The 24251-nt window shown below is 68.2% G+C and carries 23 protein-coding genes; 19 read left to right on the forward strand and 4 right to left on the reverse strand.

Annotated features, from left to right (window positions below):
• Positions 1-24: 24 nt before the first annotated feature.
• The gene (locus tag LQZ87_RS09275; RefSeq protein WP_230103190.1) at positions 25-2274 is read left to right on the forward strand and encodes a bifunctional (p)ppGpp synthetase/guanosine-3',5'-bis(diphosphate) 3'-pyrophosphohydrolase; all 2250 of its coding nucleotides are present in this window, start codon (positions 25-27) and stop codon (positions 2272-2274) included.
• Here LQZ87_RS09275 and LQZ87_RS09280 read toward each other — a convergent pair.
• Together LQZ87_RS09280 and LQZ87_RS09285 are read right to left on the reverse strand one after the other, a co-directional pair.
• Complete coding sequence (locus LQZ87_RS09280) at positions 2244-2825, reverse strand: hypothetical protein (RefSeq protein WP_230103191.1); 582 nt, start codon at positions 2823-2825, stop codon at positions 2244-2246. The genes LQZ87_RS09275 and LQZ87_RS09280 overlap by 31 nt on opposite strands.
• Positions 2826-2877: 52 nt before the next feature.
• The gene (locus LQZ87_RS09285; protein ID WP_230103192.1) at positions 2878-4230 is read right to left on the reverse strand and encodes a DUF349 domain-containing protein; all 1353 of its coding nucleotides are present in this window, start codon (positions 4228-4230) and stop codon (positions 2878-2880) included.
• Positions 4231-4475: 245 nt separating this feature from the next.
• On the opposite strand from LQZ87_RS09285, the gene nirB reads away from it, so the two are divergent.
• The 5 genes from nirB to LQZ87_RS09310 are packed head-to-tail and all read left to right on the forward strand — an operon-like array spanning position 4476 to position 10443.
• Positions 4476-7004: a nitrite reductase large subunit NirB gene (gene nirB / locus LQZ87_RS09290; RefSeq protein WP_230103441.1), complete on the forward strand. Its 2529-nt coding sequence runs from the start codon at positions 4476-4478 to the stop codon at positions 7002-7004.
• On the forward strand, positions 7001-7375 hold the full coding sequence (gene nirD, locus LQZ87_RS09295) for a nitrite reductase small subunit NirD (protein ID WP_230103193.1): 375 nt from the start codon (positions 7001-7003) through the stop codon (positions 7373-7375). Before nirB ends, nirD begins: the two co-directional genes overlap by 4 nt.
• A gap of 1 nt (position 7376) precedes the next feature.
• Positions 7377-8627 carry a uroporphyrinogen-III C-methyltransferase gene (gene cobA / locus LQZ87_RS09300; RefSeq protein WP_230103194.1) on the forward strand — a complete coding sequence of 417 codons (1251 nt, stop codon included), beginning with the start codon at positions 7377-7379 and terminating at the stop codon, positions 8625-8627.
• Positions 8624-9757, forward strand: coding sequence for a uroporphyrinogen-III synthase (locus LQZ87_RS09305; RefSeq protein ID WP_230103195.1), 1134 nt, complete (start codon positions 8624-8626; stop codon positions 9755-9757). Before cobA ends, LQZ87_RS09305 begins: the two co-directional genes overlap by 4 nt.
• Entirely contained in the window at positions 9754-10443 is a 690-nt protein-coding gene (locus tag LQZ87_RS09310; RefSeq protein ID WP_230103196.1) for a CbiX/SirB N-terminal domain-containing protein, read from the forward strand. Before LQZ87_RS09305 ends, LQZ87_RS09310 begins: the two co-directional genes overlap by 4 nt.
• Before the next feature lie 65 nt (positions 10444-10508).
• Here the strand turns inward: LQZ87_RS09310 and LQZ87_RS09315 are convergent, their stop codons facing one another.
• Entirely contained in the window at positions 10509-11426 is a 918-nt protein-coding gene (locus LQZ87_RS09315) for a formate/nitrite transporter family protein (RefSeq protein WP_230103197.1), read from the reverse strand.
• A gap of 141 nt (positions 11427-11567) precedes the next feature.
• Entirely contained in the window at positions 11568-11855 is a 288-nt protein-coding gene (locus tag LQZ87_RS09320; protein ID WP_230103198.1) for a hypothetical protein, read from the reverse strand.
• Positions 11856-11941: 86 nt separating this feature from the next.
• Between LQZ87_RS09320 and LQZ87_RS09325 the strand changes: the two genes are divergently transcribed.
• The 13 genes from LQZ87_RS09325 to nusB all read left to right on the forward strand — a co-directional run bounded on the left by LQZ87_RS09325 (position 11942) and on the right by nusB (position 24249).
• On the forward strand, positions 11942-13273 hold the full coding sequence (locus LQZ87_RS09325; RefSeq protein WP_230103199.1) for a replication-associated recombination protein A: 1332 nt from the start codon (positions 11942-11944) through the stop codon (positions 13271-13273).
• A 202-nt stretch (positions 13274-13475) separates the two neighbouring features.
• Positions 13476-14105: a 30S ribosomal protein S4 gene (gene rpsD / locus LQZ87_RS09330; protein ID WP_175986266.1), complete on the forward strand. Its 630-nt coding sequence runs from the start codon at positions 13476-13478 to the stop codon at positions 14103-14105.
• A gap of 118 nt (positions 14106-14223) precedes the next feature.
• Positions 14224-14415 carry a hypothetical protein gene (locus tag LQZ87_RS09335; RefSeq protein WP_230103200.1) on the forward strand — a complete coding sequence of 64 codons (192 nt, stop codon included), beginning with the start codon at positions 14224-14226 and terminating at the stop codon, positions 14413-14415.
• Between the two features lie 4 nt (positions 14416-14419).
• Entirely contained in the window at positions 14420-17080 is a 2661-nt protein-coding gene (alaS, locus tag LQZ87_RS09340) for an alanine--tRNA ligase (protein ID WP_230103201.1), read from the forward strand.
• Positions 17077-17550 carry a Holliday junction resolvase RuvX gene (gene ruvX, locus LQZ87_RS09345; RefSeq protein ID WP_230103202.1) on the forward strand — a complete coding sequence of 158 codons (474 nt, stop codon included), beginning with the start codon at positions 17077-17079 and terminating at the stop codon, positions 17548-17550. The genes alaS and ruvX overlap by 4 nt, the downstream gene beginning before the upstream one ends.
• 2 nt (positions 17551-17552) lie before the next feature.
• Positions 17553-19052, forward strand: coding sequence for an endolytic transglycosylase MltG (mltG, locus tag LQZ87_RS09350; RefSeq protein WP_230103203.1), 1500 nt, complete (start codon positions 17553-17555; stop codon positions 19050-19052).
• A gap of 25 nt (positions 19053-19077) precedes the next feature.
• Positions 19078-19881 (forward strand): shikimate dehydrogenase, encoded by an 804-nt coding sequence (locus tag LQZ87_RS09355; RefSeq protein ID WP_230103204.1) that lies wholly within the window; start codon positions 19078-19080, stop codon positions 19879-19881.
• A 63-nt stretch (positions 19882-19944) separates the two neighbouring features.
• Complete coding sequence (gene aroC, locus LQZ87_RS09360) at positions 19945-21174, forward strand: chorismate synthase (RefSeq protein ID WP_230103205.1); 1230 nt, start codon at positions 19945-19947, stop codon at positions 21172-21174.
• Complete coding sequence (locus LQZ87_RS09365; protein ID WP_230103206.1) at positions 21161-21679, forward strand: shikimate kinase; 519 nt, start codon at positions 21161-21163, stop codon at positions 21677-21679. Before aroC ends, LQZ87_RS09365 begins: the two co-directional genes overlap by 14 nt.
• Entirely contained in the window at positions 21676-22764 is a 1089-nt protein-coding gene (aroB, locus tag LQZ87_RS09370) for a 3-dehydroquinate synthase (protein WP_230103207.1), read from the forward strand. Before LQZ87_RS09365 ends, aroB begins: the two co-directional genes overlap by 4 nt.
• Positions 22761-23198 (forward strand): type II 3-dehydroquinate dehydratase, encoded by a 438-nt coding sequence (locus LQZ87_RS09375; RefSeq protein WP_230103208.1) that lies wholly within the window; start codon positions 22761-22763, stop codon positions 23196-23198. Before aroB ends, LQZ87_RS09375 begins: the two co-directional genes overlap by 4 nt.
• A 76-nt stretch (positions 23199-23274) precedes the next feature.
• Complete coding sequence (gene efp / locus LQZ87_RS09380) at positions 23275-23835, forward strand: elongation factor P (protein WP_230103209.1); 561 nt, start codon at positions 23275-23277, stop codon at positions 23833-23835.
• A gap of 3 nt (positions 23836-23838) precedes the next feature.
• Positions 23839-24249 carry a transcription antitermination factor NusB gene (nusB, locus tag LQZ87_RS09385; protein WP_230103210.1) on the forward strand — a complete coding sequence of 137 codons (411 nt, stop codon included), beginning with the start codon at positions 23839-23841 and terminating at the stop codon, positions 24247-24249.
• Positions 24250-24251: the final 2 nt, after the last annotated feature.

Here is a 24251-nt window from a genome sequence, read left to right on the forward strand (position 1 = left end):
ATGATCTGACCCGGAGGTGAAGTGATGGCGGAGGCGACAACGTCGACGCAGGGATCGAGCCTGAGACGACTCGTGCCCCGCATCTTCTCGCGCGCGCCCCGCATCAACGACCTCGACAACCTCATCCGCTCCGTTCGGGTCAACCATCCCAAGGGCGATCTTGCGATCATCGAACGCGCCTACCGCGTCGCCAAAGAGAAGCACGAGGGGCAGAAGCGGCGCAGCGGCGAGCCGTACATCACGCATCCGCTCGCCGTGGCGCAGATCCTCGCCGAGATGGGTCTCGGTCCCCGGGCGATCGCGGCTGCCCTTCTGCATGACACGGTCGAGGACACGGGCTACGCGCTCTCCGAGCTGACCGACGCGTTCGGCGACGAGGTCGCGATGCTCGTCGACGGGGTGACGAAGCTCGACAAGGTCAAGTACGGCGAGAGCGCGCAAGCCGAGACCGTCCGCAAGATGATCGTCGCGATGTCCAAGGACATCCGCGTGCTGCTCATCAAGCTCGCCGATCGCCTGCACAACGCCCGCACCTGGGGCTTCGTCCCCCCGGAGAAGGCGGAGCCGAAGGCACGGGAGACTCTGGAGATCTACGCGCCGCTGGCCAATCGCCTGGGCATCCAGACGATCAAGTCGGAGCTCGAGGATCTCTCGTTCGCCGTCCTTCATCCCAAGATCTACGCCGAGATCAACAGTCTGATCGCGCAGCGCACCCCGCAGCGCGAGAAATACCTCAAGCAGGTCATCGAGTCGATCAACGAGGATCTGCACGACCTGCGCATCCGGGGCAAGGTCGTCGGCCGCCCGAAGCAGCTCTACTCCGTCTACCAGAAGATGGTCATCCGCGGACGCGAGTTCGACGACATCTACGACCTCATCGGCATCCGCGTCCTCGTGAACTCCGTACGCGACTGCTACGCGGTGCTCGGCGCCATCCATGCGCGGTGGACTCCGCTGCCCGGACGGTTCAAGGACTACATCGCCACACCGAAGTTCAACCTGTATCAGTCGCTGCACACCACGGTGATCGGGCCGAGCGGACGAACGGTCGAGATCCAGATCCGCACGCACGAGATGCACCAGCAGGCGGAGTTCGGCGTCGCCGCGCACTGGATGTACAAGGAGCGGATGAACGGCGGCAAGGCCGTCGATGGTCCGTCCGACACCGACATGACGTGGCTCGCCCACATCTCGGACTGGCAGGCCGAGACCGCTGACCCGAGCGAGTTCCTGGACTCGCTGCGCTTCGAGATCGGTGCGAAGGAGGTGTACGTCTTCACGCCGAAGGGCCGAGTGATCGGTCTGCCGGCCGGTGCGACGACCGTCGATTTCGCGTACGCCGTGCACACCGAGATCGGTCACCGCACGATGGGGGCCAAGGTCAACGGGCGTCTGGTTCCCCTGGAGACCGAGGTCCGAACCGGCGACGTCGTCGAGGTGTTCACCTCGAAGAACCCCGATGCCGGTCCCAGCCAGGACTGGCTCACCTTCGTCAAGAGCACGAGGGCGCGGAACAAGATCAAGGGCTGGTTCACGAAGGAGCGCCGCGAGGAGGCGATCGAGCAGGGCAAGGAGGCGATCGCTCGCGCGCTGCGGCGGCAGAACCTGCCTCTGCAGCGGATGATGAGCCAGGACTCGTTCTCCGAGGTCGCCCATCAGCTGCACTACGAGGACGTCTCCGCACTGTACGCCGCTGTCGGCGAAGGCCACGTCTCGACGCAGTCGGTGATCGAGAAGGTCACCTCCCTCGTCGCGGCGAACGACACGAGCACCGGCGCCATCGCGCTGCCCGCCCCCGGGCGACCGCATGAGCCGAAGGCGGGGGATTCCGGCATCCTCGTCCGCGGGGCAGCCGACATCCTCGTCAAGCTCGCCAAATGCTGTACGCCCGTACCCGGCGATCCGATCGTCGGCTTCGTGACCCGCGGCAGCGGCGTCTCGGTGCACCGCTCGGACTGCGTCAACGTGAAGGCGCTCAGCGATCAGGAGCAGCGTTTCATCGAGGTGGAGTGGGCGCCGACGACGAAGAGCGTCTTCCGCGTCCAGATCCAAGTGGAGGCGCTGGACCGTTCCGGCCTCCTGTCCGACGTCACACGCGTGCTCAGCGAGCATCATGTGAACATCCTGTCCGCCACCGTCAACACCAATACTGAGCGGCTGGCGATCAGCCGGTTCGTGTTCGAGATGGGCGACTCGGTGCACCTCGATCGGGTGCTCAACGCCGTGCGGCGGATCGACGCCGTCTACGACGTGTACCGGGTGACCTCCTCCTGAGGTTCCAGTTCGCGCTCCAGTTCGTCGATCCTCGCGAGCGCTGCGCGCTTGCCCGGCATCCTGTGGCGTGATGCGAGGATACCGCGCACCTGAGGCACCAGCTCGGGTGCCGTGGCGGCGAGCCGGTGCATCCACTCGGCCGTGCTCTCGTCAGCGTCGGCGCCGAGAACCAGGTCGACGAGGGTCCGCACCCTGGTGGTCACAGGGACGTCGTCGATCAGCTCTATGTCGCCCGCTGCAGTCGTCCGCTCGTGCAGCACGACGTTCAGGGCGCGCTCGACGCGGGGGCGGTGGGCGCCGATGCGCTGGAGATGATGGCGGATCGGCGGTGCGTCGCCGGCGCCGTGAACCCACGCTGCACTCGGCCCGCTCAGGGCGTAGCCGGAGACGAGGACAGGGGAGAGGGAGCGTGCGCGAGCGGCGTCGTCCTCTGGCAGGTCGGGCGGCATGTAGCCTTCACCGACCTCGATCAGCACCCCGTCGATGCGTGCAGCACCCAGCTCGGGCTGCGACAGCAGCGCCCCAGGGCGGAAGAACAGCGATGGATGCACACCTTCAGTGTGGCCCGTCGTCCTTCGCCCTGGGGCGTCTGTGGATAAGAGGTCAGCTGCCGAGGGCGCTGAGCCACGTGCGCCGCGCCTCGAGAGCGTCGGCGGCTTCCTTGGCGGCCTTCTTGTTCCCCGATTTCTCCGCTGCGGCCAGCTCGGTCTCGAGCTTCTCGATCGCGTCCTGAAGCTGCTGGCTCATGTCGTTCGCGCGAGCCTTGGTCTCGGGGTTGTTGCGCTTCCAGTCGACGTCTTCACGCGACTTGAGCCCCTGCTCGATCACGCGCAGCTTGTCGTCGAGCGCCCGCTCCTGCTCGCGCGGGAAGATACGGCCGACCTCGTCCCACTGACGCTGGATCTTCGTCAGCAGTGCACGGGCCTGCTTGATGTTCGACTCATCCGCGACGGCCTTCGCTTCTTCGAGCAGCGCCTTGCGGGCCTCGATCTTGGGAGCGGACTCGGCCTCTTCGGCGGCGGACTGCTCTGCGCGCGCGGCGTAGAGCGCGTCACCAGCGGCCTTGAAACGAGCCCAGAGTGCATCGTCAGCCTTGCGGCCGGCACGGCCGGCGGTCTTCCAATCGTCGAGCAGGCCGCGGTACGCCGGGATGCCGTCGACACCCTTGGGCGCAAGCGCCTCGGCGCGCTCGATCAGCGCGTTCTTGCGGTCGCGGGCGGACTTGTGCGTCTCGTCGAGCTCGGCGTAGAACGCGCGGCGGCCCTTGTCGACGACGGCGCGGGCATCGCGGAATCGCTTCCAGAGCTGCTGCGAGATGCCCTTGGGCAGACGCGGACCGTTCTGCTGGTGGGACTGCCACGTGTCGAACAGCGAGGACACCTCTTCGGTGACCTGCTTCCACTGAACCTTCGTCAGGTCCCGCGCGGCGATGGCCTCGATCGATTCGACGATCACCGTGCGTTCGGCGATCGCCTTGTCGACGACCTCCTTCGCCTCCTTCGCCTCGGCTTCGCGCGCCTCGGAGAGGGTCTCGGTGAGCGTCGACAGACGCCCCTGCAGTGAACCGAGATCTCCGACCGCCGCGGCGCCGGTGACCTCGGTGACGAGCTTCTGGGCCTGGTTGGTCAGGTCGCTTGCGGATGCGCCACCGGCCTGGTGCCGCTGCTCGAGCGTGTGCACCTTGAACGCCAGGTCGTCGAACTTGCGGACGAAGTAGGCGAGCGCCTCTTCGTGCGTGCCGTCCGGGTACTGGCCGACGACACGCCAGTCGTCGCCCTCGCGGACCTCGACCGTTCCGTCTTCTGTCACACGTCCCCAGTCGGCCGAATCGACGGCGGCGACGGGCGATGCCGGTGCCGCGGGAGCCGCGGCCACAGCCGGGGTGCGCGGTGGCATAGGCACGCGCGGCGGCGCGGGGACGGGCGGGGTCGGCTTCGGGGTCTCGTCTGCAGACACGATGTGCTCCTTGCGCGGTCAACCCGCGTGAGGGTGGAAAGGACTTCGTTCAGCCTAGTACGAGGGGACGACCCCGATGGTGCCGAGATCTCACCGCGCCGTTATCCGTTTGTGAGCAGAACGTTCGTTGCGCGTAACAGGTGCCGCACGGTCCGCGAAACATGACCTTCATAGTGTCTGGTCATCCCCGAACGACAGGAGACCCCGTGAACGTGAGCACCGAGATCGTCGTCGTGGGAGCGGGCATGGTCGCGCATCGGTTCGTGGAGAGCATGCTCAGCGTGTCTCATCCGGACGTCCGGATCACCATGATCGGCGATGAGAGCCGGCTGCCGTACGACCGTGTGGGGCTCACCGGCTACTTCTCGGGAGCCACCCCGACAGAGCTGACGCTCGATGAGGGCGCGCTCGACGACGAGCGCGTGACCGTCATCACCGGGGACCGCGTAGTGAGGATCGATCGAGAAGCCAGGACGGTCACGTCCCGATCCCGGCGAGTGTTCCGATACGACGGACTCGTGCTCGCGACGGGCTCATACGCGGCACGGGTCGCCGTGGACGGTGCCGATCTGCCCGGATGCTTCGTCTACCGCACCCTCGACGACGTGCAGGGGCTTCGCCGGTTCGTCGAGAACCGCTCGGCTGACCTCGGTCGTCCGTTGCGCGGGGCTGTCATCGGCGGGGGCCTGCTCGGACTGGAGGCCGCAGGCGCCCTGCAGAGCCTCGACGTCGACTGCACGGTGGTGCAGTCATCCGACCGTCTCATGTCGGCGCAGCTCGATGCAGCCGGTGGCGGGATGCTCCGCCGCCTGATCGAGGACCGGGGCATCGCGGTGCGGACGGAGTCGCGCACGACCCGCCTCGACCCCGACGCGTCTGGCAGCGTCGCGGCGCTGGAGTTCCAGGACGGCAGCATCCACCGCGCCGACGTCGTCGTCTTCACGGTGGGAGTACGCCCGCGCGACGAACTGGCCCGCGCGTCGCAGCTCGCCGTCGACCCGCGCGGCGGTGTGGTGATCGACGAACGGTGCCGCACCAGCGATCCGGCGATCCTCGCGATCGGAGAGGTCGCCAGCTTCGCCGGTCGCAGCGTCGGGCTCGTCGCACCCGGATATGCGATGGCGGAGGTCGCGGCGGCTCGTCTCGGCGGCGGCGACGCGACGTTCGGCGGGTATGACGAGTCGGCCAAACTGAAGCTGTCCGGTGTCGATGTCGCGAGCTTCGGCGACGCGTTCGCCCGGACCCCCGGCGCCCTCGATGTCGTCTACGCGGACCCAGTGGCCGGGGTGTACAAGAAGCTCGTGCTGTCGGATGACGCGCAGACGCTGCTCGGCGGCATCCTCGTCGGCGACGCGTCTGCATACGGAGCGCTGCGCCCACTGGTCGGGGCGCGCCTCGGATCCGACCCCGCCGCCTACCTCCTGCCGGCAGGAGGGGTCGAAGCGCCGGGCGGTGATCTCCCCGACGAGGCCGTCGTCTGCTCCTGCTCGAACGTCACTGCCGGCCGCATCAGGCAGGCGGTCCACGATGAAGGGTGCGCGGACGCCGGCGCGGTGAAGGCCTGTACGCGAGCGGGCGCGACCTGCGGCTCGTGCGTTCTCATGGTCAAGAAGGTCGTCGGGAAGGAACTCGCCTCCCTCGGCCGGACCGTGTCGAACGCGCTCTGCGAGCACTTCGATATGACCCGCAGGCAGCTGTTCGACGCGGTTCGCGTGTCGGAGCTCGGCACCTTCAGCGCGATCATCGAGCGCTTCGGGCGCGGGCGCGGCTGCGACGTCTGCAAACCGGCCCTGGCCAGCATCCTGTCGGTCCTGGTGGGAGCGCACGTCCTCGATGGCGAGAACGCGACGCTGCAGGACACCAACGATCACGTCATGGCGAACCTCCAGAAGGACGGCACCTACTCGGTCGTGCCGAGGATGCCCGGCGGAGAGGTCACCCCTGGGGGACTCATGGTCATCGGGCAGGTCGCTGAGGATTTCGGCCTGTACACGAAGCTCACCGGAGGGCAGCGCATCGACATGTTCGGTGCACGCCTCGAACAGCTGCCGCTGATCTGGCAGCGGCTCGTCGATGCCGGATTCGAGTCAGGCCACGCGTACGGCAAGTCCCTGCGCACCGTGAAGTCCTGTGTCGGATCCACCTGGTGCCGGTTCGGCGTCCTGGACTCGGTCGGCATGGCCGTGCGGCTCGAACTGCGTTACCGCGGCCTGCGGGCCCCGCACAAGTTGAAGATCGGTGTCTCAGGGTGCGCTCGTGAATGCGCTGAAGCCCGCTCCAAGGACGTCGGCGTGATCGCCACCGAGACCGGCTGGAACATGTACGTCGGGGGCAACGGCGGGTTCGCACCGCGTCATGCCGAGCTGCTGGCATCCGGCCTATCGGACGACGAGCTCATCTCGGCCATCGATCGCTTCTTCATGTACTACATACGCACGGCCGACCGGCTGCAGCGCACAGCGCCGTGGTGCGAGGATCTCGAGGGCGGGCTGGAGGGGCTGCGCGCGGTCATCTTCGACGACAGTCTCGGCATCTGCGACGACCTCGACGCGGCGATGAACCGCCACGTCGACGATTACGAGGACGAATGGGCCGCAACCTTGCGTGATCCGGACAAGCTGGCCCGCTTCCATTCGTTCATCAACGCCGCCGACACACCCGACCCGTCGCTGTCGTACGTAGCCACCCGCGGGCAGGTGCGGCCGGCGACGGCTGAGGACCGGCAGGACGGCAGCGTACTCATCGCAGGAACCACGTTGGCGGTGCTGCGATGACCGGGATCGCCCTGGCCGTGACGTCGATCCGCGTGTGCAGCATCCGCGATCTCGAGGTCGAACGAGGCAGAGCGGCCCTCATCGGATCCGAGCAGGTCGCGCTGTTCCTGCTGCGCGACGGCACCGTGCATGCCGTGTCGAACCACGACCCGTACAGCGGCGCCCATGTGATCTCCCGCGGCATCGTAGGTACGAAGGGCGATGCGCCGACCGTCGCGTCGCCGATGCACAAGCAGGTGTTCGACCTCCGCACCGGCGTCTGCCTGGACACGCAGGGCGAACCGGACGCTCGTCTGGTCGTGTGGTCGGTGCGGATCGACGGCGACGACGTGCACCTGCAGCGGCCCGCATCCACCGGAGAGGTCGTGTGAGATGACGACGATCCTCGGAGTCTCGCTCACCGGGCGGCAGGTCGTGTTCGTCGGCGGGGGAGCGGTCGCCGCACGTCGGCTCGGGCGCTTCGTCGCTGACGGCGCCCGCATCCGCATCGTCGCACCGCTTCTCGCGCCGCAGACCAGCGCGCTCGTGCTCGAGCACGAGATCGAATGGGTGGAGCGGGAGTTCGCACCCGATGACGTCGTCGACGCCTGGGTCGTGCACACGGCCACGGGCGACGCCGTCACAGACAGGGCAGTGACAGCCGCCTGCGAGCTTCACCGGGTGCTCTGCATCAATGCGTCGGACGGCGCTCATGGCAGTGCGCGGATGACGGCGCAGTCCGGCTCGGGTGACGTGGTCGTCGGGGTCGCCAGCGACGTGGGCGTGGATCCCAGACGAGCGGTCGCCGTGCGCGACGCGATCGACGCCATGCTCGTCGGAGGCCGCATCCCCGTCCGACGACGACGTGCGGCGACCATGGGACGCGTCGACTTGATCGGCGGCGGCCCCGGACCGATCGATCTGATGACGGTGCGCGCACGTCGGCTGCTCGCGGAGGCGGACGTCGTGATCGCCGACCGACTCGGCCCGACCGCCGAGGTCCTCGCAGAGCTCGATCCCGACGTGCTCGTCATCGACGTCGGCAAGCGTCCCGATCATCACCCGGTGCCGCAGCAGCAGATCAACGCGCTCCTCGTCGAGCACGCGATGGCTGGGCGACGGGTGGCGCGGCTCAAGGGAGGCGACCCGTTCGTGTACGGCCGCGGCGGCGAAGAGGTCATCGCGTGCCAGGCGGCAGGGATCCCCGTCGACGTGACCCCCGGTGCATCCAGCGCGATCTCGGTTCCGCAGGCCGCAGGCATCCCCGTCACTCACCGGGGAACGGCATCCGCGCTCCACGTCGTGAACGGACAGGGAGTCGACGGACAGGGCGATGTGTCGGAGACGACGCTGCGAGCCCTGGCGGACCCCGAGGTGACGACCGTGATGCTGATGGGCGTCGCCGCGCTGCCGAAGGTGGTGCGTGCCGCGCGCGACCACGGCGTCGGCGACGATCTGCCGGTCGCCATCGTCGAGAACGGGCACACGCGGCGGCAGCGCACCACGAGAAGCACCCTGGGCTCCGTAGTCGAGGCGGCTGCGGATGTCGGCGTGCGCAACCCGGCCGTGATCGTCTTCGGCGCTGTGGCCCGCGCCGGGCTGCTCATGCCGAGCAGCATCCGGTCGGGGGAGACCGCTCGGTGACCCAGCGCAGACTCCTCGACGCTGCGCTCACCGGCTGCACCATCGTGATCGCGGCGGATCGGCGCGCCGGAGATCTGGCGAACGCGCTCGAGCGGCGAGGAGCCAGTGTGTACCGGGCGCCGGCGCTGAGCATCATGCCGAACGCCGACGACGAGGAATTGATGCAGCGCACGCGAGAGTTGATCGCGAAGCCGCCGGACATCGTCGTCGTCACGACCGGCGTCGGCTTTCGCGGGTGGATGGATGCCGCGCACGAGAACGGCCTCGCCGAGGAGCTGTCAGAAGCCCTCAGCAGGACGTTGTTCGTGGCGAGAGGGCCGAAGGCGCACGGGGCGATCCAGCAGGCTGGGTTCGTCGCCGACTGGGTGGCAGAGTCCGAGACCGCCGCAGAAGTCGGGGAGTACCTGCTCACGACCCTTCTCGATGGCAGGCGCGTCGCCGTGCAGCATCACGGGTCGGGCGCCGATGGACTGGATGCCCTGCTCTCGACCGCCGGAGCCGACGTTGTTCCGCTGACGGTATACCGCTGGGGGCCGCCACCTGACCCGCGGCTCGTGGAGCGATCCGTCGAGCAGGCGGCTACCGGCGAGGTGGATGCGGTGCTGTTCACGTCCGCGCCAGGAGCGTCGGAGTGGGTGCGCACGGCCGCCGGCATCGGCGCCCTCGACGCGATCCGCAAGCGCGCAGCCCGAGGGCGACTGCTGCTCGCCTCCGTCGGGCCTATCACCGCCTCGCCCCTCGAGAACGCCGGGGTCAAGACCATTCAAGCCGAACGAGGCAGGCTCGGTTCGCTTGCGCGCTGCGTCATCGCCTTCTTCGCCGAGGGCGGCGATGCACCCGTCCTCCGCACCACGGCAGGGGTCGTATCGATGCGCAGCGGCGGCGCCGTGATCGCCGGCGAGTTCGTCCCGCTCTCGAGGACGGCTGCCGGCGCGCTCGGTGCGCTCTTCGACGGGGGAGGGCGCGTTCTCTCCCGCGACGAGATCGCGGCATCCGTGCCCCGCGCCGGGCAGAACGCCCACGCGGTGGAGATGGCCGTCGCGCGGCTGCGCGAGGCACTGCGCGGATTCGAGCTCGTGCAGACCGTCGTGAAACGGGGCTATCGCCTCGCTGTGGAGGAGCACGCTTGACGATTCTCATCGCCTGTTCGCACGGCACAGCAGATCCTGCCGGGCGTTCCGCAGTGCAGTCTCTGATCGATGACGTCCGGCGGCTGCTGCCCGACGTTCGGGTGGTGCACGCCGTGGTCGACGTCGAGCATCCGCAGATCGACGACGTGCTGGCCGCCGAAGCGCCGCGCGACGACGTCATCGTCGTGCCCTTGCTGCTGTCGGTCGGATACCACACCGCCGTCGACATCTCGCTGGCCGTGGCCGCGCACGCCAACGTCGGCCAGACACCGCCGCTCGGCATCCACCCGCTCGTCACGGACGTGCTCGTCGACCGGCTCGCCGCCGCTGTTCCGCAAGGATGGCGACCGGGCGACCACGTCGTCCTGGCCGCTGCCGGCTCCAGCAACCCGGACGCGATGAGCGACGTCGAGACCGCCGCAGCACGCCTCCGGACCCGCATCCCGGTACCCGTCAGCGTCGGCTACGCCTCGGCGTCGACGCCCCGCATCGGCGACGCCGTCGGCGCGGCCCGCGCAGCCGGGGCGGTGCGGGTCATCGCGGCGAGCCATGTGCTCGCGCCCGGCTTCTTCGCCGGACTGGTCGGTCGAGCCGGCGCCGATGTCGTCACGGCGCCTCTCGCACCCGATGCGCGGATCGCTGCGGTCGTGGCCGAGCGCTTCCGCGCCGCGGCCATCCGTTCCTGAACGCCGTCTCGGCGCGTGGAAAGGCCCGGTGAGCTTCGGTCTCACCGGGCCTTCGCGATGTCCGATCAGCCGACGGTGATCGGTTCGCGCTCCACACCGCTGCCCGCGGCGGTCTCGACCTCAGCGGTGGCCACTGGTGCCACCGGGGCCGAAGCGCTCGTCTTCGTGCTCTTGCGACGTGTGCGCCGTGCGGCAGGACGGCCGTAGGTGAAGTACAGAGGCAGGCCCACGAAGAGCAGGCCGCCGACCAGGTTGCCGATGACGGTCGGGATCTCGTTCCAGATCAGGTAGTCCATCAGGGTGAAGTCGGCGCCAAGGAGTAGGCCGGAGGGGAACAGGAACATGTTCACGATCGAGTGCTCGAAGCCCATGTAGAAGAACAGCATGATGGGCAGCCACATCGCGAGGATCTTGCCGACGACGTTGTCCGAGACCATCGACAGCACGACACCGGTCGAGACGAGCCAGTTGCAGAGCACGCCGCGGATGAACAGCGTCAGCATGCCGGCCGCTCCGTGGTCGGCGTATCCGACGGTGCGTCCGTGGCCGATCTCTCCGATCGCGTGGCCGACGGCACTGGGCTCGGTCGAGAACCCGTACGTGAAGTAGATCGCCATCAGGATCGCGATGAAGAAGGCACCGCCGAAGTTGCCGACGAACACGAGACCCCAATTGCGGAACATCGCGCCGACGGTCGCACCCGGACGCTTGTCGAGCACGGCCAGGGGACCGAGCGTGAAGACGCCGGTGAGCAGGTCGTAGCCGAACAGGTACAGGATCACGAAACCGACCGGGAACAGGACTGCACCGAGCAGCGGCTGCCCGGTGTTCGTCGAGATCGTCACGGCGAAGGCCGCGCCGAGGGTCAGGAATGCGGCTCCCATGAAGGATCGGATCAGAGTGTCGCGGGCGGACAGCTGGAGTTTGTAGGCGCCGGCGTCGACCATGCGGGTGACGAGTTCGGCTGGTTTGACGTAGGACACGGGCAACCTCCACGGACGTATCGGATGAGCACAGCTGCTGGGTTGGTTCCAGCGTTGCTCACGGGAGTTTCCGGGAGAGGCGCCCTGCGTTACGACTGCGGTGCGATTCGCTCACACCGGCCGACGGGTGATGTGAGATCGCTACGGCGTCGCGGAGCCGGTCGAGAACAGGTCGGCGAACGGGTTCTCCACCGGACCGGGGGTCGAGGTCTCAGTCGGCTCCGGCGCCGGGCCGGCGACCACGGCGTGAACGGATTGGCTCACGATCGCACCGACGACGATGAGCGCGCCGATGATCACGGCGGCGGTGTTGTCGCGCACGCGGCGGCTGATCTGGCCTTCGTGCCACGAGGTCCGTGCCGCGTACAGCCGCGCGCGCTCGCTCGACGCCTTCGTGCGCTGTGCGCTCTTCGATCCGCGAGCGGCCATGATGATCCTTCCCTCGGCGCTTCCTGCATGCGCCACAGGCGAGCCTACCGGCGAGCAGTGTCGGCGAAGCGCATTAGCCTGGACGGATGACATCCGCGCCGTTGCTCTCGGGACAGACGCCCCTGGCTGTGCGCATGCGTCCCGTCTCACTCGATGAGGTCGCCGGTCAGCAGCACCTGCTTCGTGCGGGGTCCCCGATCGTGGCGCTGGCAGATCCGGATGCCGCATCCCCTGGTGCCGTATCCATCATCCTGTGGGGGCCACCCGGCACAGGCAAGACCACGCTCGCGCAGGCCATCGCCCGATCATCAGGACGCCGTTTCGTCGAGCTGTCGGCCATCACCGCAGGTGTGAAGGACGTCCGCGAGGTGATGCAGGAGGCGATCAATCAGCGCGACCTGTACGGGCAGACGACCATCCTGTTCCTCGACGAGATCCACAGGTTCACGAAAGCTCAGCAGGACGCTCTGCTCCCCGGCGTCGAGAACGGCTGGGTCATTCTGATCGCCGCGACGACCGAGAACCCCTCGTTCTCGGTGATCTCCCCGCTGCTGTCACGGTCGCTGCTGCTGACGCTTCAGCCGTTGACCGACGAGGACATCGCCCTGCTCGTCGACCGCGCAGTCACCGACGCCCGCGGCCTGAACGGCGGGGTCGAGATCGAAGGAGCCGCGCGCGGAGCTCTGGTGCGTCTGGCATCCGGCGACGCGAGGCGTGCGCTCACCGGTCTCGAGGCGGCGGCCGCCGTCGCGGCCTCCAAGGCGGCCGACGACGACGCGGTTCCGTCGATCACCGACGACGACGTCGCGCAGGCCGTCGACCGCGCTCTGCTGCGATACGACCGCCAGGGCGACGAGCACTACGACGTGATCAGCGCGTTCATCAAGTCGATCCGCGGTTCTGATCCCGATGCAGCCCTGCACTACCTCGCCCGCATGATCGAGGCGGGGGAGGACCCGCGGTTCATCGCCCGCCGTCTCGTGATCTCCGCGTCCGAGGACATCGGGCTCGCCGACCCCCAGGGGCTCGTGATCGCCACGGCGGCGGCCGACGCCGTCGCCTTCATCGGTATGCCGGAGGGGAGGATCCCGCTCGCCGAGGCGACGGTGTATCTGGCGACCACGGCGAAGTCGAACGCCGCCTACGCCGGCATCAACGCAGCGATCGCCGACGTGCGCGCCGGCAGCTTCGGCCGGGTGCCGCCGCATCTGCGCGACGCGCACTACGCCGGCGCGAAGCGACTCGGGCATGGCAAGGGCTACGTGTTCCCTCATGACAACGAGCACGGCATCGTGCCGCAGCAGTACCTCCCCGATGAGCTCGAAGGTCGGCGGTACTACCAGCCGAAGAACCTCGGAGCCGAGCGCGACGTGTCTGCACGACTCGAGCGCATCCGCCGTATCCTCGACGGTCGCTGACCCTTCGACCCGCTCGACCGAGCTCAGGAATCGGTGCGATGACCGGTCTGTTAGACTTGAGCGGCTCGAAACACAGTTTTCGGGCATCTCTTCGTTCACACCCCACCTTCTGCGCGCCCCGGCGTGCGCGCATCAGGCAGAGCGAGGGAGATACGTCCGTGAGACGTGAAAGACACGTCCACGTCATCGGAAGGAATACTTCGTGGTCACGAAGTCCCAGGACCGCCGCAAGGTCCGTCTGTCCCGCGCCCTCGGCGTGGCACTCACCCCGAAGGCCGCCCGCTACCTCGAGAAGCGTCCCTACGCTCCGGGTGAGCACGGCCGCACCAAGCGCAAGGCTGACAGCGACTACGCCGTCCGCCTCCGCGAGAAGCAGCGTCTGCGCGAGCAGTACGGCATCCGCGAGAAGCAGCTGCGCATCGCGTTCAACGAGGCACGCCGCGTCGACGGCCTGACCGGTGAGAACCTGGTCGAGCTGCTCGAGATGCGTCTGGACGCCCTCGTGCTCCGTTCGGGCTTCGCCCGCACCACCGCACAGGCCCGCCAGATGGTCGTGCACCGTCACATCATGGTCGACGGCCAGCTCGTCGACCGCCCGTCCTTCCGCGTGAAGCCGGGTCAGCTCATCCACGTCAAGCCCCGCAGCGAGGGCACCGAGCCCTTCCAGGTGGCAGCAGCCGGCGGTCACGCCGAGGTCCTGCCTCCCGTTCCGGGCTACCTCGAGGTCGAGCTCGACAAGCTGCAGGCACGCCTGGTCCGTCGTCCGAAGCGCGCCGAGGTCCCCGTGACCTGTGAAGTGCAGCTCGTCGTCGAGTACTACGCGGCTCGCTGATACAGCGTCCAGGACAAGAGGCGTCGGGTTCATCCCGGCGCCTCTCGTCGTACCCCTGGCCGTTTCCGCCTACGATGGAAAGACCGCGCTCTGCGGGCCCAATCGCAAGGATGACGACATGAAGAATGTGCTGTGGTTCCTGATCGGCGTGATCGGCGGATTCGTCGCCGCCCACTTCATGAACAAGGACCCTCGCGGCCACGATCTCCTGGCTGACGTGGATGCGCGCATCAACGAGTTCACCGCGATCCTGGGCGATGCGTACCGCGACCAGGAAGCCCGGCTCTTCTCAGACAAGGACACGCAGTAACCCCATGAAAACCGCGGAGATCGCGCAGCGTTACCTCAACTACTTCGAGAAGAACGACCACCTCATCGTTCCCTCGGCATCCCTGGTCAGCGACGATCCGTCGCTGCTGTTCACGGTCGCCGGCATGGTGCCGATGATCCCGTACCTGACCGGAGTCGTTCCTGCGCCGCATCCGCGGATCGCCGATGTCCAGAAGTGCATCCGCACCAACGACATCGAGGAAGTGGGCCGCACCGCCCGTCATGGCACCTTCTTCCAGATGCTGGGCAACTGGTCCTTCGGCGACTACTTCAAGGAAGGCGCGATCCGCTACGCGTGGGAGCTGCTGACCTCGTCCGAGTCCGACGGCGGTCTCGGCTTCGACGAGAAGGATCTCTGGGTCACCGTCTATGAGACCGACGACGAGGCCGAAGCGATCTGGCGCGACATCATCGGGTTGAAGCCTGAGCGGATCCAGCGGCTCGGCCGGGCCGACAACTACTGGAACACCGGACAGCCGGGTCCCGGCGGCCCTGATTCGGAGATCTTCTTCGACCGCGGGCCCGCGCACGGCAAGGACGGCGGACCCGCGGTCGACGACACGAGGTTCCTGGAGATCTGGAACCTCGTGTTCATGCAGGACTTCATCGAGAACATCCGCGGAAAGACCGAGTTCGACATCGTCGGCGAACTGCCGATGAAGAACATCGACACCGGCATGGGGCTCGAGCGCGTCGCATTCCTCAAGCAGGGCGTCGAGAACATGTACGAGACCGACCAGGTGCGTCCGGTTCTCGACCGCGCGATCGAGCTCTCCGGTCGTCGTTACGGTGCCGCCCACGAGGACGATGTCCGTTTCCGGGTCATCGCCGACCACGTGCGCTCCTCGCTCATGCTGCTCTCCGATGGCGTCCGGCCGTCGAACGAGGGGCGCGGGTACATCCTTCGCCGCCTCATGCGGCGCACCGTCCGGGCGATGCGCCTGCTCGGCGTCGATGAGCCGTCCTTCCCCGAGCTGTTCTCCGCATCGCGCGATGCGATGAAAACGACCTACCCGGAGCTGGAGACGGAGTGGTCGGTGCTGTCTTCGGCTGCATTCGCCGAGGAGGAGACTTTCCGTCGCACGCTCGCACAGGGCTCGACGATCCTCGACCTCGCGCTGGACCAGACCAAGAGCGCCGGGGGGAGCACGCTCAGCGGCCCCGAGGCGTTCCTGCTCCACGACACGTACGGGTTCCCGATCGATCTGACCCTCGAAGTGGCTGAGGAAGCGGGTCTGTCCGTGGATCGCTCGGCCTTCGACGCGCTCATGCAGGAGCAGCGCCAGCGCGCCAAGGAGGACGCCCGCAACCGCAAGCGCCAGCTCGCCGATGTCTCGGTGTATCGGGACTTCCGCGCCCTCGGCGAGACCGCCTTCGCCGGGTACAGCGATCTCGAGACGGAGTCGCGTGTTCTGGGCATCCTCGTGGACGGTCATCCGGCCACGTCTGCGACCGAGGGCCAGGTGGCCGAGGTCATCCTTGCCGAGACGACCCTGTACGCCGAGTCCGGCGGTCAGGTCGCCGACAAGGGCACCATCGTCGGCCCCGGCTACGAGCTCGAGGTACTCGACGTCCAGAAGCCCGTGCCCGGCCTCATCAGCCACACCGTGCAGGTCAGCACGGGAACGGTGGCCGTCGACGACCGTGCGACGACCGTCGTGGATGCCGCGAATCGCCGCGCAGCCCGTCAGGCGCACTCGGCGACCCACCTGGTGCACGCCGCCCTCCGGGACACCCTCGGAGCGGGCGCGACCCAGGCCGGTTCGCTGAACCGCGCCGGTTACATGCGATTCGACTTCTCCTGGTCGCAGCCGCTGTCGACCGACACGCGCACGGAGATCGAGGACATCACGAACCGCGCCGTGCAGGACGCCCTCGAGGTGACCACGCGCATCGTCTCGCTCGACGAGGCCAAGGAAGCGGGCGCCATGGCGCTCTTCGGCGAGAAGTACGGCGATGTCGTGCGCATGGTCGACATCGGCGGTCCCTGGTCGCGTGAACTCTGTGCGGGCACCCATGTCGCCTCCAGCGCCGAGATCGGCCTGGTTAGCGTCGTCGGAGAATCATCGGTCGGCGCATCCAACCGGCGCATCGAGGCTCTCGTCGGTCAGGACGCATTCCGCGAGCTCGCTGCAGAGCGGGCGATCGTGTCGCAGCTCACGTCGGCTCTGAAGACGCCGCGCGAGCAGCTTCCCGACCGCATCGCGGAGATCGCCGCGAACCTGAAGAGCGCCGAGAAACGCATCGCTCAATTCGAGGCGAAGGAGCGCGAGGGTCGGGTTCCGGCGATCGCCGAGGCTGCCGAACGCATCGGCGCCTTCCGCGTCGCGGCGGTCTCCGTCGGCGAGGTCGCGTCCGGCGATGACGTGCGCGGTCTGGCGCTCAGCGTTCGCGAGCGCCTCGGCTCGGACCCGGCAGTCGTCGCCCTCGGCGGGATCGTCGGCGGCAGGCCCGTCGTCGTCGTCGCCACCAACGACGCAGCCCGTGCGGCCGGCGCGAAAGCCGGCGCGCTCGCGAAGCGCGCCGCCGGTGTGCTCGGCGGCGGCGGTGGTGGACGCGATGACGTCGCCCAGGGCGGTGGAACGGATGCTGCGGCGCTGCCCGCTGCGTTCGACGCGATCACAACCGACCTGCGGACCGCGTGACCGGGTTCCGTCGCGGCGTGCGACTCGGCGTCGACGTCGGCAAGGCCCGCGTCGGAGTCGCTCGTTGCGACCCGGACGGGATGCTCGCCGTGCCCGTGGAGACCGTGCCGCGTTCGGATGCCTCGCTCACGCGGCTTGCGGAGATCGCCGCCGAGTACGAGCCGCTCGAATTCGTCGTCGGTCTGCCGGTGAACATGCAGGGGGAGGACACGCCGTCGACCTCGGACGCGAGGGAGTTCGCTGCGGCGCTGCAGCGCGTCACCTCGGTGCCGGTGCGTCTGGTCGATGAACGGCTGAGCACGGTCTCTGCGCACGCGGCGCTGAGATCATCGGGGAGAACTCAGCGGAATTCTCGTAGCATTGTCGATCAGGTCGCCGCTGTGGTTCTGCTGCAGCACGCGATCGACACGGAGAAGAGCACCGGCAACCCGGCCGGATCCGTGGTGCCCCCGACCGAGGAGCCCTTCTGAGCATGCCCGAACGCGAGAACCCAGAGCCGAGTTCGCACAGTCTGTCCGACGACCTGTTCTCGAAGCTCCCAGAGCCGTCGCACCGTGCGCCGGCGTCAGACTCCACGCCGCCCGTCCCCGGTTCACGCCGTGCCCGGCGAGAGGCGGCGCAGACCGGCCAGCAGGCCGGCTCGTTCACACCGAAGACGGGCGGCGACCCGGAATCCACTCCAGAGCAGACGACGGCTCAGCAGCCCACAGGTGAATCGACGGCGACCACGGCCGGCCCTGAGACTTCTGCCGCTGAGACCCCTGCTCCTGAGACCGCTGCCGTTGAGCCCTCGGCCTCCGCAGCCGTGCCGGGCGCCGCGACGCTGGACGATCTGTTCGAGGCGGACCACACCGAAGTCGGACACACCAAGAAGGCGAAGAAGAAGCGTCGCACCGGATGCCTGGTGGCGCTGGCGATCGTGCTGGCGATCCTGGGCGGCCTCACTGCGGGCGGGTTCTGGGCATGGAACACTTACGGCGACAAGATCAGCGACGTGATGGGCTGGGGCCCGCCGGCGGACTGGGAGCCCGGCATCGCCACCGGCGAGGTCTTCGTGACGATCCGCGACGGCGACACCGGCGGCCCGGTGTCCACCGCGCTCTACGAAGCGGGCGTGACCCGAACCGAGGACGTGTTCTACGACTATCTGGTCGACGAGAACATCGCGGTCACCTTCTACCCCGGCGTGTACAAGCTGCAGGAGAAGATGACGGCCGAGGCCGCGCTCACGGCGATCCAGGATCCGGCGAGCAAGGCTGAGAACACGGCGTCCGTGCCGGAGGGATCGACGCTGGAATACTTCCTGCCGACCATGGCGGAGAGCCTCGGCATCCCGATCGAGGACTTCCAGGCCGCCGTCAAGGACCCGAGCGCATACGGCGTGGAAGCCGACAGCCTCGAGGGCTGGCTGTTCCCCGCTGTCTACACGTTCGACCCCGAGGTCACGGCGAAGGACGTGATCCAGCGCATGGTCGATCGCACGCGTGAGTCCCTCGCAGCGGCCGGCGTGCCGGAGGGCGACGAGCAGCGTGTCCTGACGATCGCATCCATCATCCAGCGCGAGGGTCACACCGAAGACTTCCCCAAGGTCTCCCGCGTCATCGTGAACCGGCTCCAGCCGGGCAACGACGAGACGCACGGTCTGCTGCAGATGGACTCCACCGCGCAGTACGGGGTCGGGGAGCTCCACGCCGGCTCCGCCGGTTCCTCGGAGAAGGCTCTCACCGATCCGAACCCGTGGAACACCTACATCCACCCCGGACTGCCGAAGGGTCCGATCGCCACCGCGAGCGACGCCGCGATCGATGCGGCCATGCACCCGGCTGACGGACCGTGGTTCTACTTCGTCACGGTGAATCTGAACACGGGTGAGACGGTGTTCTCGGCGACGTACGCGGAGCAGACCCAGGCCGAGAAAAAACTCCACGAGTGGTGCCAGGCCAATCCTGACTCCGGCTGCTATGCCGGCTGATCGGACGCGTCCGCCGGCGACGGCGATGCGTTTCGCGGTGTGGGGCGACCCGATCGAGCACTCGAAGTCCCCGCAGCTGCACGAGGCCGCGTATCGCGCCCTGGGACTCGACTGGCAGTACGACCGGCGTCAGGTGGCGGCGGCAGGTTTCGGGGACGCGCTGGCGGGCCTCGACGACACGTGGCGCGGGCTCTCGCTCACCATGCCGCTCAAGGAGCAGGGGTACCTGGCCGCTGTTACGCGCGACCGGCATGCCGAACTGACCGGGGCGGTGAACACCCTGCTGCTGGGCGACGCTCCCACCGGCTTCAACACCGATGTCGGCGGCATCATCGACGCCCTCGCCGAGCAGGAGATCACGCGGCCTCGCTCCGTGCGGATCCTCGGCGCGGGCGCGACAGCGGCGTCCGCGCTGGTCGCTGCGAGCGAGATCGGCGGAGCGGACATCGACATCCGTGCGCGGCGCCCTGAGCGTTCGGCGCCGCTCGTCGAGCTGGGGAGCCGCCTGGGCATCCGGGTCACCGCGAACACGTTCGACGCTCCCGCGACGCCTGTCGACCTCACGATCGCCACGCTCCCGAGCGGGACGGTTCTCGATGAATCAGTCTCCGAGGAGCTCGCGACCCACGGGGGCGCGCTCTTCGACGTGGCCTACGCGCCGTGGCCCTCGGCACTCGGCGCGGTGTGGACCGCCGCCCCCGTGATCTCCGGCCTCGGGATGCTGCTGCACCAGGCGCTCCGGCAGGTGCGCGTGTTCCTGCACGGGGACCCCGCCGTGGAGCTGCCGGAGGAACAGCGCGTCCTCGCGGCCATGCGCGACGCTCTCTGACGCGCCGACCGCACGCCCGACACACGGGCGAAGCAGTGCGCCGAGACATGGGAGACTGGAGCAATGCTCCGCGTGCTCACCGCCGGCGAATCGCACGGCCCCGAACTCATCGCCGTCATGGAGGGTCTGCCCTCCGGCGTCCCGATCTCCTCCGAGGCGATCCAGGCCGACCTCGCGCGTCGCAAGCTCGGCTATGGCCGAGGCTCGCGCATGAAGTTCGAGCAGGATGAGCTCACGATCTCCGGCGGAGTCCGCCACGGCAGGACCCTCGGCAGCCCGATCGCCCTGCGCATCGGCAACACCGAGTGGCCGAAGTGGATCGAGGTCATGAACCCCGAGCCGACCGAGATCACCGACAAGTCGCGCGGACGCTCGGCGCCGCTGACGCGCCCCCGCCCCGGTCACGCCGATCTCGTCGGCATGCAGAAGTACGACTTCGACGAGGCCCGTCCGATCCTCGAGCGAGCCAGTGCCCGCGAGACGGCAGCACGAGTCGCTCTCGGCGCTGTCGCGCGCGCGTTCCTCAGCGAGCTCGGCATCCGCCTCGTCAGCCACACGCTCTCGATCGGCCCCGTGCAGGTGCCGGAGGGCCGCCCAGTCCCGAACCCGGACGACGTGGATGCGCTGGACGCCGATCCGCTGCGCTGCTTCGACGCCGAGACCTCAGCCCGCATGGTCGACGAGGTCGACGCCGCGCGCAAGGACGGCGACACGCTCGGCGGCATCGTCGAGGTACTGGCCTACGGGCTCCCACCAGGACTCGGTTCGCACGTGCACTGGGATCGCCGGCTCGACGGTCGCCTGGCGCAGGCGCTCATGAGCATCCAGGCGATCAAGGGCGTCGAGGTCGGCGACGGCTTCGAGACGACCCGTCGACGCGGCTCCGCAGCCCACGACGAACTCTTCGTCGCCGACGACGGCATCACCCGCGCATCGGACCGCGCCGGAGGTACGGAGGGCGGCATGTCCACCGGCACCGTCCTGCGCGTGCGCGCCGGCATGAAGCCCATCGCGACCGTGCCGCACTCGCTGCGGACGATCGACGTCGCGACAGGCGACGCTGCGACCGCACACCACCAGCGTTCCGACATCAGCGCCGTTCCCGCCGCCGGCGTCGTCGCCGAGGCAATGGTCGCCATCGAGCTGGCGAACGCCGTGCTCGAGAAGTTCGGCGGCGACAGCGTTCGCGAGACCAGGCGCAACCTCGAAGGATACCTGGCGGCGATCCCCGCCGAGCTCCGCACGGCTCCCGCCTCCGAGGCGGCTCTGATCGCCCACGATGAGCAGTCCTGAGCTGCTGACACTCGTGCTCGTCGGTCCGATGGGCGCGGGCAAGACCAGCGTCGGACGCCGAGTCGCGAAGAAGCTCAGCGTCGGGTTCATCGACACCGATCGGCGCATAGTCGCCGCACACGGACCGATCCCCGAGATCTTCGCCGCGCGCGGTGAGGACGGCTTCCGGGCGCTCGAGACAGAAGCCGCGGCGACCGCGTTGTCCGAAGGCGGCGTGATCTCACTCGGCGGGGGCGCGGTGACGTCGTATTCCACGCGACAGCTGCTGCGACAGCATCCTGTCGTGTTCCTGACAGTCAGCCCCGAGGCGGTCGCGCACAGGATCGGCGGCGGCGGAAGACCCATGCTCGCCGGCGATGAGGATCCGGTGACCCGGTGGAAAGAGATCTACGAACAGCGCCGCGGCTGGTACGAAGAAATCGCAGACGCGACTTTCGACACTTCTCGACGGCCGATGCAGCGCATCGCCGAGGAGATCGCGGCATGGAGGAGAGAGCAGGCATGAGCACCACCACGATCAGCGTGAGCGGCCAGGCGTCGTACGACATCACGGTCGGCCGGGGCATCCTCGACCAGGCCTCAGCGGTCCTCGACCCCGGGGTGCGCAAGGTCCTCGTCGTGCATCCGCCTACGCTCGCCGCTCGGGCAGCTGAGTTCCGCGACAGGCTGCTCGCCGATGACGCGAACGGACAGCGCGAAGTGCTGCTGGCCGAGGTGCCGGACGCCGAGCAGGGCAAGCGCATCGAGGTCGCCGCTTTCTGCTGGCAGATCATGGGGCAGTCCGACTTCACCCGCACGGACGCCGTGATCGGCTACGGCGGGGGAGCGGTCACCGATCTCGCCGGATTCGTCGCGGCGACGTGGTTGCGCGGAGTCCAGGTCGTCCAGGTGCCGACGACTGTTCTCGGTCTGGTCGATGCATCAGTGGGCGGCAAGACCGGCGTCAACACCGCCGAGGGAAAGAACCTCGTCGGTGCGTTCTGGGCGCCGCGTGCCGTGATCGGCGATCTCGACGAGCTCGGCAGTCTCAGCGCCCATGAGGCCACCGCCGGCTACGCCGAGGTCGTCAAGGCCGGCTTCATCTGGGCTCCCGAGATCCTCGACATCATCGAAGCGGACCCGGCGCGCGCGGTCGACACGTCGACGGACGAGTTCCGTCGCACCGTCGAGCTCGCGATCGACATGAAGGCGAACGTCGTCTCGGAGGACTTCCGCGAGGCGGGGCAGCGCGAGATCCTCAACTACGGCCACACCCTCGGTCACGCGATCGAGCACGCCGAGCGCTACCGCTGGCGACACGGTGCCGCGATCTCGATCGGCATGATGTACGCGGCCGAGCTGTCGCGACTGGCCGGCCGTTTGTCCGACGCGGCAGTCGATCGCCACCGTTCGATCCTCGAGTCCCTTGGCCTGCCCACGACGTATCGGGCCGGCGCCTGGTCGACGCTGCTCGCCTCGATGCAGCGTGACAAGAAGACACGCGGCGGGATGCTGCGGTTCATCGTCCTCGACGACATCGCCAAGCCCACCGTCCTGCAGGCGCCGGATGAGTCCTTGTTGTTCGCCGCGTATCAGGAGGTCGGCGCATGACTCGTCGTCTGCTGCTCGTCAACGGCCCGAACCTGAATCTGCTCGGCGTCCGCGACCCCGCCGTCTACGGCACATCGACCCTGGCCGATGTGGAGCGGATCGCCACGGATGCCGCGGCCGAGGCCGGCTTCGAGGTGCGCAGCATCCAGTCGAACCACGAGGGCGTGCTGATCGATGCGATCCACGCGGCGCGTGAGGACTGCGTCGGCGTGATCATCAACCCCGGTGGGCTCACGCACACCTCGGTCGCCCTGCGCGACGCGCTCACCGGAATCAGCCTGCCGTTCGCCGAGGTGCACATCTCAGACGTGAACAACCGCGAGGAGTTCCGCCGGTTCTCCTACCTGCACGACGTCGCCGCCGTGCGGATCATCGGGGAGGGCGTCGACGGCTACGCGACGGCTGTCGCACGGCTTGCCGCCCTGATCCCGTAGAATCGACTGTCGGCCGACCTGAGCCTGCTCGAAGGGTCGATCGCCCGCATACTCAACGGAAACGGAACTTTCGCGCATGGCATCCACCGCAGACATCAAGAACGGCGTCGTCCTCAGCATTGACGGACAGCTCTGGAACGTCATCGAATTCCAGCACGTCAAGCCCGGCAAGGGCGGTGCGTTCGTGCGCACCAAGCTGAAGAACGTGGTCTCGGGCAAGACCGTCGATCGCACGTACAACGCCGGTGCCAAGATCGAGATCGAGAACGTCGACCGTCGCGATTTCACCTACCTCTACGCGGACGGCGACGGGTTCGTGTTCATGGACGCCACGGACTACGACCAGATCACCGTCGGCGCCGCCACCGTCGGCGACGCCAAGAACTTCCTGCTCGAGAACCAGCAGGTCACGATCGCGCTGAACAACGGCAACCCGCTGTACATCGATCTGCCGGCATCCGTCATCCTCGAGGTGACGTACACCGAGCCCGGTCTGCAGGGCGACCGCTCGTCCGCAGGCACGAAGCCGGCGACCGTCGAGACCGGCTACGAGATGCAGGTGCCGCTCTTCGTCGAGACCGGCACGAAGATCAAGGTCGACACCCGCACCGGCGACTACCTCGGTCGCGAGAAGTAAGGCGTGGGCGCCCGTACCAAGGCGCGCAAGCGCGCGCTCGACATCCTCTTCTCCGCTGACGTCCGCGGAGACGACATCGCGGTGACCCTCGCAGCGGAGGCCAAGCGCGCCGCCAGCGAACCGGCACGCGAAGCCTCTTGGCTCTACGCACGCGAGATCGTGGACGGCATCCTGGACCACAGCGATGACATCGACGAGAGCATCGTGACGCACAGCCGTGATTGGAAGCTCGAGCGGATGCCGACGGTCGACCGGGCGCTGCTGCGCATCGGGGTATGGGAGATCCTGTACAACGAGGCGGTTCCCACGGCTGTGGCGATCGATGAGGCTGTCGAGCTCGCCAAGGAGTTCTCCACGGACGACTCCGGCGCGTTCGTGCACGGCGTGCTCGCCCGGGTGGCCCGCGCCAGCTGACT

Origin of the sequence: Microbacterium sp. Bi121 (genome assembly GCF_918698005.1) — a bacterium.
Taxonomy (GTDB): Bacteria; Actinomycetota; Actinomycetes; order Actinomycetales; family Microbacteriaceae; genus Microbacterium.

What these genes read in the sequence shown, in the direction of transcription:
- cobA (WP_230103194.1), top strand. Translation starts at nt 7,377, where the DNA reads ATGACGACGATCCTCGGAGTCTCGCTCACCGGGCGGCAGGTCGTGTTC.
- aroB (WP_230103207.1), top strand. Translation starts at nt 21,676, where the DNA reads ATGAGCACCACCACGATCAGCGTGAGCGGCCAGGCGTCGTACGACATC.
- mltG (WP_230103203.1), top strand. Translation starts at nt 17,553, where the DNA reads ATGCCCGAACGCGAGAACCCAGAGCCGAGTTCGCACAGTCTGTCCGAC.
- efp (WP_230103209.1), top strand. Translation starts at nt 23,275, where the DNA reads ATGGCATCCACCGCAGACATCAAGAACGGCGTCGTCCTCAGCATTGAC.
- nirB (WP_230103441.1), top strand. Translation starts at nt 4,476, where the DNA reads ATGGTCGCGCATCGGTTCGTGGAGAGCATGCTCAGCGTGTCTCATCCG.
- LQZ87_RS09325 (WP_230103199.1), top strand. Translation starts at nt 11,942, where the DNA reads ATGACATCCGCGCCGTTGCTCTCGGGACAGACGCCCCTGGCTGTGCGC.
- nirD (WP_230103193.1), top strand. Translation starts at nt 7,001, where the DNA reads ATGACCGGGATCGCCCTGGCCGTGACGTCGATCCGCGTGTGCAGCATC.
- LQZ87_RS09320 (WP_230103198.1), bottom strand. Translation starts at nt 11,855, where the DNA reads ATGGCCGCTCGCGGATCGAAGAGCGCACAGCGCACGAAGGCGTCGAGC.
- LQZ87_RS09355 (WP_230103204.1), top strand. Translation starts at nt 19,078, where the DNA reads ATGCGTTTCGCGGTGTGGGGCGACCCGATCGAGCACTCGAAGTCCCCG.
- aroC (WP_230103205.1), top strand. Translation starts at nt 19,945, where the DNA reads ATGCTCCGCGTGCTCACCGCCGGCGAATCGCACGGCCCCGAACTCATC.
- alaS (WP_230103201.1), top strand. Translation starts at nt 14,420, where the DNA reads ATGAAAACCGCGGAGATCGCGCAGCGTTACCTCAACTACTTCGAGAAG.
- LQZ87_RS09365 (WP_230103206.1), top strand. Translation starts at nt 21,161, where the DNA reads ATGAGCAGTCCTGAGCTGCTGACACTCGTGCTCGTCGGTCCGATGGGC.
- LQZ87_RS09275 (WP_230103190.1), top strand. Translation starts at nt 25, where the DNA reads ATGGCGGAGGCGACAACGTCGACGCAGGGATCGAGCCTGAGACGACTC.
- LQZ87_RS09375 (WP_230103208.1), top strand. Translation starts at nt 22,761, where the DNA reads ATGACTCGTCGTCTGCTGCTCGTCAACGGCCCGAACCTGAATCTGCTC.
- LQZ87_RS09335 (WP_230103200.1), top strand. Translation starts at nt 14,224, where the DNA reads ATGAAGAATGTGCTGTGGTTCCTGATCGGCGTGATCGGCGGATTCGTC.